Origin of the sequence: Streptomyces sp. SID3212, from assembly GCF_009865405.1 — a bacterium.
GTDB lineage: Bacteria > Actinomycetota > Actinomycetes > Streptomycetales > Streptomycetaceae > Streptomyces.
Genome location: NZ_WWJY01001124.1, coordinates 1 through 2157 on the forward strand (window position 1 = coordinate 1; position 2157 = coordinate 2157).

The 2157-nt window shown below is 73.3% G+C and carries 2 protein-coding genes; both read right to left on the minus strand.

Annotation, left to right across the window (positions count from 1 at the left end; all coding sequences use genetic code 11):
- Positions 1-178 precede the first annotated feature (178 nt).
- A complete protein-coding gene (locus GT042_RS33310) occupies positions 179-1390 on the minus strand; it encodes an acyltransferase (RefSeq protein WP_161312414.1) in 1212 nt (403 codons plus the stop codon).
- 128 nt (positions 1391-1518) lie between these two features.
- The coding region (locus GT042_RS33315) for an NDP-hexose 2,3-dehydratase family protein (RefSeq protein WP_202534453.1) at positions 1519-2157 on the minus strand (639 nt) is incomplete at its 5' end.

Below are 2157 nucleotides of genomic sequence, written 5' to 3' on the forward strand. Positions count from 1 at the left end.
CCGGAGCCGGACCGGGAGCCGGCTGAACGCCGCGGTGACCGCGGAGCCGACGAAGCCGGAGGCGCCGAGCACCGTGATCAGCGGGGCCTCGGCCGGGAGGGGGACGTGAGCCGTCATACCGTCTGCTTCCTTCGGGGTCCGGGGGAGCCGCCCCGGGCGGGGCGGATCCGGAGGAGGGTCAGGACGGGGCACCGGCAGTGGTGCTCCGGCGTCGGCCGGCCCGCACGGTCACCGGGCGTTCCACCAGCGTGTACAGGATCCAGGCCAGACCCAGGGAGAGCCCGAGGCCGAGGAGCACGACCAGCAGTTCGACCCCGAGCGAGGAGGTCCACTCGGGGCCCAGTGCCTTGCGCAACTGCGTGAGCACCAGGTAGTGCACCATGTAGAAGGCGAAGGACAGTTCGCCGAGCCGGACCCAGACGGGGCCGCGCAGCACGGAGACCGTGCCCCGCGCGTCGGCGGTCGCGGCACTCGCGATCAGCGGCACCAGCCACACCGAGGCGATGCCGCCGACGCCCAGCAGGTACGTGGAGTAGGTGGAGACCACGTACCCCGCGACGGCCACGGCGAGAGCGGGCAGCATGCCGATCCGTACCCACTGGCCGGTCAGCACCAGCCGGGCCACCAGGATGCCCAGGACGAAGTCGAGCATCCGTACCGGCGGGAACCAGTAGACGAACCACACCTGGTGGAAGGACATCGACTCGAAGCCGGGGTACGGCAGGGCCGGCTCGTTGGAGATCACGTACCGCCCCACCAGCGCCGCGCCCGCGCACAGTGCGACCACGGCCACCGTCGCGGGCCACAGCAGCCGCCGCGGGATCCGCTCGATCGCCGCCAGCAGGAACGGGAAGGCGAGGTAGAACAGCAGCTCGCAGGAGAGCGACCAGCTGACCGGGTTGCCGGAGGACGAGACCACCGGATCCGGCCACCAGGACTGGAGGAGGAAGAGGTTGGGCAGCCAGTCGGAGACGCCGAGAGCGGCGCCGGTGCTGACCGCCAGCAGGATCGCCGCCGCGAGCGTGACCAGGTGGTTCGGGAAGATCTTGGCCAGCCGCCGGCGCAGGAACAGTCCCCGCGAGGTGTCGGGCCGGTAGGACCAGGTCAGGACGAAGCCGCTCAGGACGAAGAAGAACCCGACGCCGTAGCTGCCGCCCCGGTCCATGGCCGAGCCCAGCCGCAGGCCGGTGTCGCCGCTGACAAGACTGACCTCCACGAAGGAGTGGTAGAGGAAGACCAGGAGCGCGGCGACGAACCTCAGCCCGGTCAGCGTGTCGAGCCGGGCGGGCGGGTAGGAGCCGGACGGGTCGCCCGCCGGGTGGGCGGGAGAGGTGCCGGGCCCCGTGGGCGGTTGGGGCTCGGCCAGGTCTCTCGCCGGCAGCTCGGTCATGGTCGGGTCTCCTTAGGGGAGTTCGGAGGTGCGGGCGCGCGACGGGCACCCGGCCGGTGCCGCGGTACGGACGGCCGGTGCCGCGGTACGGACGGCCGGTGCGGGGAGGCGGCGGCGCGCCGGCGGGGTCACCACGTGCTGGGGAGGCAGGCGAGCAGGGTGCGGGCCTGGATGTTGACGTGGTGCCCGAACCTGGTGATCCGGGCCAGCTGGTCGAGCGTCGCCCACCGGTACTCCGGCGGCTGCTCGACGGGAAATCCCTCCGGGGCCTCGACCAGCATGTTGCGGCTCTCGGCGCGGTGGAAGCGCCCGCCCTCCTCGGACTGGAGGACGTCGTAGTGCACCCGTGCGGCCGGGGCCGACACCACCTCGTCCAGGTAGCGGGAGCGCTCACCCGGCAGGCACTGGACGGTCGGGGCCAGCTCGGGGCCGTTGAGCGACCCGGCCTCCTCGTACGCCTGCACCAGGACGTGCAGGACACCGTCGAGCCGGGTGGCCAGGAAGGCGTGCACAGCCGTCCCGGTCGGCTCCAGCAGCGGCTGCGACCACGAGGTCACCTCACGGTTGTCCGCCTCCACCCTGGCGCCGATGACGGCGAACGCGCCGCCGCCGTCCGGCCGGGCGATGGCGTCGGCGGTACGTACCCAGCCGGCCCGCTCGGTGTCGCGGAGGGGCACCCGGCGCACCGAACCGGGCGCGCCCGCCCGCATGTCGGTCAGCCACCGGGTCAGCTCCGCCAGCGTGTGGCGGGGCCGCGCCGCGGGGCT

What these genes read in the sequence shown, in the direction of transcription:
- GT042_RS33310 (WP_161312414.1), bottom strand. Translation starts at nt 1,390, where the DNA reads ATGACCGAGCTGCCGGCGAGAGACCTGGCCGAGCCCCAACCGCCCACG.